Source organism: Propioniciclava sp. (assembly GCF_036744435.1).
Taxonomy (GTDB): domain Bacteria; phylum Actinomycetota; class Actinomycetes; order Propionibacteriales; family Propionibacteriaceae; genus Propioniciclava.
In genome coordinates this window covers 1-6948 of the sequence record NZ_DAIOIA010000145.1, presented here as the reverse complement: position 1 = coordinate 6948, position 6948 = coordinate 1, and the positions used below count along the sequence as shown (strand labels likewise).

8 protein-coding genes are annotated in these 6948 nt (G+C 73.3%); all 8 read right to left on the bottom strand.

The features are described from left to right. Nucleotides 1–205: 205 nt before the first annotated feature. Nucleotides 206–928 carry a hypothetical protein gene (locus V7E09_RS13785; RefSeq protein ID WP_324523557.1) on the bottom strand — a complete coding sequence of 241 codons (723 nt, stop codon included), beginning with the start codon at nucleotides 926–928 and terminating at the stop codon, nucleotides 206–208. After that, the gene (locus V7E09_RS13780) at nucleotides 925–1782 is read right to left on the bottom strand and encodes an ATP-binding cassette domain-containing protein (RefSeq protein WP_324511539.1); all 858 of its coding nucleotides are present in this window, start codon (nucleotides 1780–1782) and stop codon (nucleotides 925–927) included. Before V7E09_RS13780 ends, V7E09_RS13785 begins: the two co-directional genes overlap by 4 nt. Beyond that, complete coding sequence (locus V7E09_RS13775; protein WP_324511538.1) at nucleotides 1779–2174, bottom strand: GntR family transcriptional regulator; 396 nt, start codon at nucleotides 2172–2174, stop codon at nucleotides 1779–1781. The genes V7E09_RS13780 and V7E09_RS13775 overlap by 4 nt, the downstream gene beginning before the upstream one ends. Nucleotides 2175–2214: 40 nt before the next feature. Next, nucleotides 2215–2997, bottom strand: a complete 783-nt coding sequence (locus V7E09_RS13770; RefSeq protein WP_324511537.1) for a MerR family transcriptional regulator — start codon at nucleotides 2995–2997, stop codon at nucleotides 2215–2217. Continuing rightward, nucleotides 2990–4237: an MFS transporter gene (locus V7E09_RS13765; protein WP_324511536.1), complete on the bottom strand. Its 1248-nt coding sequence runs from the start codon at nucleotides 4235–4237 to the stop codon at nucleotides 2990–2992. The genes V7E09_RS13770 and V7E09_RS13765 overlap by 8 nt, the downstream gene beginning before the upstream one ends. Before the next feature lie 123 nt (nucleotides 4238–4360). After that, complete coding sequence (locus V7E09_RS13760) at nucleotides 4361–6310, bottom strand: heavy metal translocating P-type ATPase (protein WP_324511535.1); 1950 nt, start codon at nucleotides 6308–6310, stop codon at nucleotides 4361–4363. Then, nucleotides 6307–6672 carry a Cd(II)/Pb(II)-sensing metalloregulatory transcriptional regulator CmtR gene (cmtR, locus tag V7E09_RS13755; protein WP_324523556.1) on the bottom strand — a complete coding sequence of 122 codons (366 nt, stop codon included), beginning with the start codon at nucleotides 6670–6672 and terminating at the stop codon, nucleotides 6307–6309. Before cmtR ends, V7E09_RS13760 begins: the two co-directional genes overlap by 4 nt. 55 nt (nucleotides 6673–6727) lie before the next feature. Then, nucleotides 6728–6948 (bottom strand): hypothetical protein (locus V7E09_RS13750; protein ID WP_324523555.1); only part of this gene is annotated, 221 nt, incomplete at its 5' end.

Sequence of the window (6948 nt, the reverse complement as noted above, 5' to 3'; positions counted from 1 at the left end):
CTGACGGCTACGCTCACGCCCCTCCTGTCATGCGACGCCCCCGGCGTCGGTGTCGTGGTGGCTCCGCGTACGTGACCAACGGTGTCGGCGCGGAGCAGTGCTCCCATTGTGGCCCCTCACCAGGTGAGGGCCTAGAGGTTGCCTCGTCGCGTCGACGCAGTCGCCTCGGGGCATCCTCACCTCGCCCGAGACCGACGACCAGCCGTCAGATCGCGGCCTTGCGGAACGCCAACCAGGCCGCGACCAGGGGTGACGCCCAGCACAGCACCCACAGGGCCCCGCTGATCGCGTCGCCCACCGGGCCCGACCCCCCGACCACCCCCAGCACCGCAACGATGAACGTGAGGGCCAGCAGCATGAGCGGCACCGCCAGCAGTCCACGCGCGTTCCAGCGCATCAGCGCCACCACCAGCAGCACCACACCGGCGATCACGGGGAGCAGGTACACCGCGAGCAGCACCCACGTCCCCGACCCGAAGAACGCGCCGGTCCCGAACTTGTCGGACGTCTCGACCGCGAGGACGCGCGCCCCGGTCGGCCCGACGATCCCGCGTTCGGCGATCCCCGCGAGCAGGCAGATCGCGTGCTGCACGAACGGAATGCCGAGACTCAGGGTCGTGGCCGCCCCGAAGGTGACGCGCCGGTCGTGCCCCAGCAGCAGCGCGTAGCGCGCCCCGCCCCACCACAACGTCGGGAGCGCGACCAGCCCCGCCAGTACCAGCACGCCCGCAGCGGACGTGTCGACCGGCGTTCGCTCGGCGGGGTTCGCCCACTGGCCCAGGCGCGCCACGACGGCCGCGACGATCCACGCCATCAGCGGCCACCACAGCCGCCAGCCGAGGCGTCCGGCCACCGCCGCCAGGGCGGCCCCCAGGGTGGTGAACGACGGCGCGGCCGGGCTGACCGCGGGGGCAGTCGAGGTGGTCATCGTCCCTCCCAATGGGTGTCGGTGAGCGCTGTGACGACGGTGCCGAGGCTCAACGCGTGGACCTGGCGGTGAGACCCGGGGGGGACCGCGTCCGCGGCCACCACGGCGCTGGAGCGTCCGCCCATCCGATCGACGGGCCCCAGGTGCGGCATTGCGACCAGCGCGTCGAAATCGCCTTCCAGGCGCACCCAGGCGGCGGTCACCTCGTCGGCCGTGCCCGCGGCGACGAGGCGTCCGGACGCCAGGACGACCACCTCGTCGAACAGCGGGGCCCGCTCATCGATGACGTGCGTGGAGAACACCCAGGTGCGTGGTTGGTACTCCTGCTCCTCGATGATCGCCTCGGTGAGCAGGGTGCGGCGCGGCACGTCGACGCCGGTGTCGGGTTCGTCCAGCAGCGTGACCGGGGCGCGGCTGGCCAGCGCCAGGCAGGCCGATGCCGCCGACTGCTCGCCGCCGCTCAGGTGACGCAGCGGCGTGCCGGGCGCGATCCCGAAGCGGGTCAGGAGTGCGTGGGCGCGGTCCAGGTCGAAGTGCGCCTGGACGCGGGCCAGGTCGCGGGCCAGCGTCGCGACCGTGGCCCCGAAGGCCCCGGGCCAGCGTCCGGTGGACAGATGCACCAGGCCGGGGTGGCGTCCCAGCCGCGACACCTCGACGCCCGCGACGGTGGCCGTCCCGGTGTGGGTGGGGAGGCGTCCGGCGAGGACGCGCAGCAGCGTCGACTTGCCCGCGCCGTTGCGTCCCAGGAGTCCGACGACGGCGTTAGCGGGGAGGCTCAGGGTGAGGTCGGTGAGGGCGTGGGTGCGGCCGAGGCGCACCCCGACCCCGTCGAGCGTCACGGCGGGCGGGGTCATGGCTGGTCCTTTGCGGCGATGAGGGCGATGACGTCGGCGTGGTCGAGGCCGAGGCGGCGGGCCTCGTCCAGGGCCGGGGTGAGGTAGCGGTCGGCGAACTCGGCTCGGCGTCGCGCCAGCAGGGCCGCCCGGGCGCCGGGCGTGACGAACATGCCGACGCCGCGGCGCTTCTCCACGATGCCGTCGGCGACGAGCTGGGCGATGCCTTTGAGGGCGGTCGCCGGGTTGATGCGTGCAAAGGCTGCGATCTCGTTCGTGGAGGGCACGCGCTCCCCCTCGGCCAGGGTGCCCGCGATGATGTCGTTCTCGACGGCGGCGGCCACCCGCAGGAACAGTGGCTGCTCGGCGCCCCCGTCCTGGTTCGGGGGTTCATTAGTCAAGTAATGAACCATGCAGCCATACTGCCCGATCCACGCGGGCAGAGCAAGCCCCTCAGGTGCTCTCGTCGAGGCGGCGCCCGACCCTGGCGAGGACCTCGCGCTGGGCATCGCTGAGGGAGTCCGCCTCGTAGGCGGTGAACATGCTCGCCCCGTCGCCGAGCTGCGGCTCGGGCTCGGCCGCGAAGAACTCCTCCAAGACTGGGGCGAAGCGGGTCATGAACGCCTCCACCAGCGCGTCGATCTCCGCCTGCTGCGCTGCGGGGGTGGCGTCCCTCGGCGCGGCGAGCGGGGCGTCACCCAGCGCCTCGAAGCGCTCGGCCAGGTCGGTGCCAGCCGCCAGCAGGTCGGGGGCGGACAGCCGGGCGTAGAACCGGGTGAGCCACGGCATTCCCTCCTCCCCGTACAGGTGGGCCAGGAGGATCGACTGGTCGCGGTCGATGCGCGACAGGTCCGCCGTGGACCCCGACGCCGCGAACAGCGCCAGGAAGGGCGCCAACTCCGGTGGCAGGTCGGGGGCGGTGCCGTGGGCGCGCAGCCCGGCGATGACCTCGCGCTGGCGGGTGAGCCGCGCGATCTGGTCGGCCAGTTCGCCGTCGAGTTCGGCGAGCACGTCCCCGGCATCCTGGTCCTCGTCCAGCAGGGCCGGGATGCGTTCCAGCGGGATCCCGAGCGACGCTAGTCGGCGGATGCGCAGCAGCCGGATCAGGTCGTGGACGTCGTAGTCGCGGTATCCGCCGCCGCGACGGTGCGGCTCGGGCAGGACGCCGATCTGGTGGTAGTGCCGCAGCGTCCGGACGCTGACCCCGGCGAGCCGGGCCACCTCGCCACTACGCATCGGCCACCCTCACGCTCGCCTCGTCGCCCTGCGCGGGCTCACGCTCCAGGGTACGCAGGGAGGGCGCCCACACCCCCAGCGCGAGGGCGACCAGCCACACCGACGTCACGACGGCGGCGGCCACGCCCACCCCGGCGAACTCGGTGAGCACGGCGGCGGCGACGATGCCCAGCGGCGGTGCGGCGGTCGTGATGGCGTTCTGCGTCCCCATGATCCTGCCGCGCATCTCCTCGGGGATCCGCTCGATCATCAGCACCCCGATCAGGCTGCTGAACAGCCCGCTGGCCAGGCCGACCAGGAACGCCCCGGCGAACACGATCCACACCGACGCCAGCGACGCGAGGACGCCGAGCCCGACCGTCGTGCCGATCATCCCCCACAGGAACCAGCCGCGGCGGCGTCCGCGCGTCCCGGCGAGGGCGTACAGCGTCACGCCGACGAGCATGCCCGCCGCCAGGGCGGTGAGGACGAAGCCGAGCATCCCGGGCTGGCCCTCGCCGGTGAAGTACACGGGCAGGATGAGCGCCTGCAGCGCGGCCAGCACGAGTACCGAGATGACGCTGAGGGTGGTGGTGACCAGCAGGAACGGGTTGCCGAACAGCACCCGCCAGCCGTCGCGCAGTTGCACCCAGCCGCTCGACGCCGCGGCGTCCGGTCGGGTCGCCTCGATGTCGCCGACCTCGCGGGGAATGAGCAGGGTGATGAGGGCGGCCGCCAGCGAGGTCGCGGCCGTGATCCACAAGACGGTGGAGCCGGAGAACACCACCATGAGCGTCCCGGCCAGCGCGGGACCGATCAGCAGGGCGATCGCGCCCAGCCCCTCCCGCAGCCCCATCAGCCGCTCCGAGGAGATCCCGCCATGGCGCACGATGGCGGGAAGCAGCGCGTCCCGGGCCGTCATGCCGGGCACGTCCCCGAGCGAGCCGAGCACCCCGAACAGGATGAACCAGCCCAGGTTCAGCCCGGAGACGACGTCGATCAGCGGCAGCGCCGCCACGGCGCCCGCCGAGATGAGGTCGGTGACCACGGAGGAGGTGCGGCGGTTGATCCGGTCGATCACCACCCCCATGAGCAGGCCCGCGAACACGGCGGGGACGGCCGTCGCCGCCGCCACCGCCCCGGCGCCCAGGGCGCTGCCGGTGACCTGCAGCACGATCAGCGGCAGGGCGATCCCGGCCAGCGAGTTGCCCAGCAGCGACAGCAGGTAGGACGCCAGGTAGGCGAACGGGATCAGCTTCATAGCTCCAGTGAGAACTACGACGTAGGGTCCGTTTCAAGTCGCCGCCCGGAGAGTGTGCTGCCGCGGCTGCCCCGAGCCTCGCCGAGCGCTTGTCTCCTGCGTCAGGATGCCTCAGCGTGCCCGTCAGCTGGCCCGAGCTGGCTGCAGCTCCGCAGCGCCGACCTCAGAACGCAGCCCGACCGGGCGTGCGGCCCGGACGCCGTTGAGGATGATGGCGATCTCCGCGACCTCGTGGATCAGCACCACGCTGGCCAGGCCCAGGACGCCGAACAGCGCGAGCGGGAACAGGCCGATGATGACGGCCAGCGCCAGCCCGACGTTGGCGGTCATGATGCGGCGGCCGCGGCGGGCGTGCGCCAGTGCCCCGGGCAGCAGCCGCAGGTCGCGTCCGGTGAAGGCGACGTCGGCGGATTCGATCGCCGCCGCCGAACCCGTCAGCCCCATCGCGACCCCGACCGTGGCACTGGCCAGCGCGGGGGCGTCGTTGATGCCGTCCCCGACCATCGCGGTGGGACGCCGGGCGACCAGCTCGCGGATCACCGCAGCCTTGTCGGCGGGCAACTGTTCGGCGCGCACGTCGTCGATGCCCGCCTGGGCGGCCAAAGCCCGGGCGGTGGCGTCGTGGTCTCCGGTCAGCATCACGGTGTCGATGCCCTGCGCGTGCAGCAGCCGGACGGTTTCGGCCGCCTCGGAGCGCAGCTCGTCCCGGACGCCGATCAGCCCGGCGACGACGCCGTCCGCCTCGACGACCACCACGGTCATGCCCTGGGCAGCCATCGCGTCGGCGGAGCCGCGCAGTGCGCCGGGATCGACCCAGCGGACGCTGCCGACCCGGATCGCCGCGCCCGCGACGCTCCCGGAGATGCCGCGCCCGGCGTCCTCGACGACCCCCGCGGCGGGGCGCGTGCCGGGAGCGGCCGCGGTGAGCGCGGCGGCCAGGGGGTGGCTGCTCGTCGCCTCGACGGCGGCCGCCCATCCCAGCACGTCCTCGCGCCGGACGCCGTCGCGGGGCACCACGTCGACGACGCTGGGCTCGTTGCGGGTCAGCGTCCCGGTTTTGTCCAGGGCGACCGTGCCGATGGTGCCCAGCTCCTCGAACGCCTGCCCGGACTTGATGACGACGCCGAACTTGGACGCGGCCCCGATGGCGCTGATGACGGTCACCGGGACGGCGATCGCGAGCGCGCACGGCGAGGCGGCCACCAAGACGACCAGCGCGCGTTCGATCCACGTGCCGGGGTCGCCGACGAGCACCCCGTACAGCGCCACCAGCGCGGCCGCGATCAGCACCAGCGGCACCAGCGGGCGGGCGATCCGGTCGGCGAGCCGGGCGCGTTCGCCCTTGCGGGCGTGGGCCTGCTCGACGAGGGCGACGATCTGGGTGAGGGAGTTGTCGCTGCCTTGGGCCGTCGCGGCGATCAGCAGGGTGCCGGCGCCGTTCACCGACCCTGCGGCCACCGCGTCCCCAGGCCCCACCTCGACGGGGATCGATTCCCCGGTCACGGCGGAGGTGTCCAGGCCGGAGCGTCCCTCGGTCACGACGCCGTCGGTGGCCACCCGGTCCCCCGCGCCGACGATCAGCAGGTCGCCGACCTGTACTTCGGACGCGGGCAGGGCCACCTCCCCGGATCCGCGGAGCACCCGGACCGTGTCGGGCAGCAGGGAGAGCAGCGCGCGCAGCCCCTCCTTGGCGCGGTCCATGGCGCGGTCTTCGAGCGCTTCGGCCAGGGAGAACAGGAAGGCCAGCGTCGCCGCCTCCCCGACGTGGCCCAACGCGACCGCCCCAACCGCGGCGATCGTCATGAGCAGGCCGATGCCCAGGCGCCTCTTCGCGAGTCTCCGGAGCGCGCCGGGCACGAACGTCGATGCCCCCACCAGCAGCGCGATCCCCAGCAGGACCCACGAGGCGACCTCGAGACCCGCCCACTGTGCGCCGTACCCGGCCAGCAGGAACACCCCCGCCACCACCGAGGGGAGTAGGGCGGGGTCGCGCCACCAGACGGGTCGGCTCTCGGCGTCCTCATCTGGTCCGGGTGCGCCGGTCGCCTCGCACGCGCAGCAGTCGTCGCTCACCGGTCGGCCTCCACGGAGGCGCCGCAGCACGGCTGGACGTCGCGGCCCTCGCCGAGGCACGGGACGCCGTCGTCGTAGGCGATCACTGCGTCCACCAGGAGTTCGAGGGCGCGCGCCAGGTGGGGGTCGGCGATCTCGCAGCGGGTCTGGCGTCCTTCTGGGGTGGCGACCACGAGCCCGCAGCCGCGCAGGCAGGCGAGGTGGTTCGACACGTTCGTCCGCGTCAGCGACAAGGACGCGGCAAGCCGCGCCGGGTAGCCGGGGGCGGACATCAGCTCCAGCAGGATCCGCGCGCGCGTCGGGTCGGCCATCGCCCGGCCGAGGCGGTTCATCACCTCAAGGCGGGTGGCAAGGGTCAGCATGCGCTGACCATACAGTGCTAGCTGACCTGTCGCGGGCGGCTTCCGCGAGGCGGGATCAGACGACCGCGTCCTCGGGGACCGGCACGGGAGCCGAGGCGAAGGACACCCCGCGCACGCGGGCCAGCCACAACACCAGGTTGATTCCGGCCAGCAGGCCGACGGCGGACGCGCAGATCTGGATCGAGATGTCGCCTGCCGCCAACCCCCAGCTGAGCCACATCCCCTGCAGCACGAACGCCACCACCATGTAGCTGCCGGACAGGCCGGTGATGTCGG

Coding starts and splice junctions, on each gene's coding strand:
- V7E09_RS13785 (WP_324523557.1), bottom strand. CDS start 928: ATGACCACCTCGACTGCCCCCGCGGTCAGCCCGGCCGCGCCGTCGTTC.
- V7E09_RS13780 (WP_324511539.1), bottom strand. CDS start 1,782: ATGACCCCGCCCGCCGTGACGCTCGACGGGGTCGGGGTGCGCCTCGGC.
- V7E09_RS13775 (WP_324511538.1), bottom strand. CDS start 2,174: ATGGTTCATTACTTGACTAATGAACCCCCGAACCAGGACGGGGGCGCC.
- V7E09_RS13770 (WP_324511537.1), bottom strand. CDS start 2,997: ATGCGTAGTGGCGAGGTGGCCCGGCTCGCCGGGGTCAGCGTCCGGACG.
- V7E09_RS13765 (WP_324511536.1), bottom strand. CDS start 4,237: ATGAAGCTGATCCCGTTCGCCTACCTGGCGTCCTACCTGCTGTCGCTG.
- cmtR (WP_324523556.1), bottom strand. CDS start 6,672: ATGCTGACCCTTGCCACCCGCCTTGAGGTGATGAACCGCCTCGGCCGG.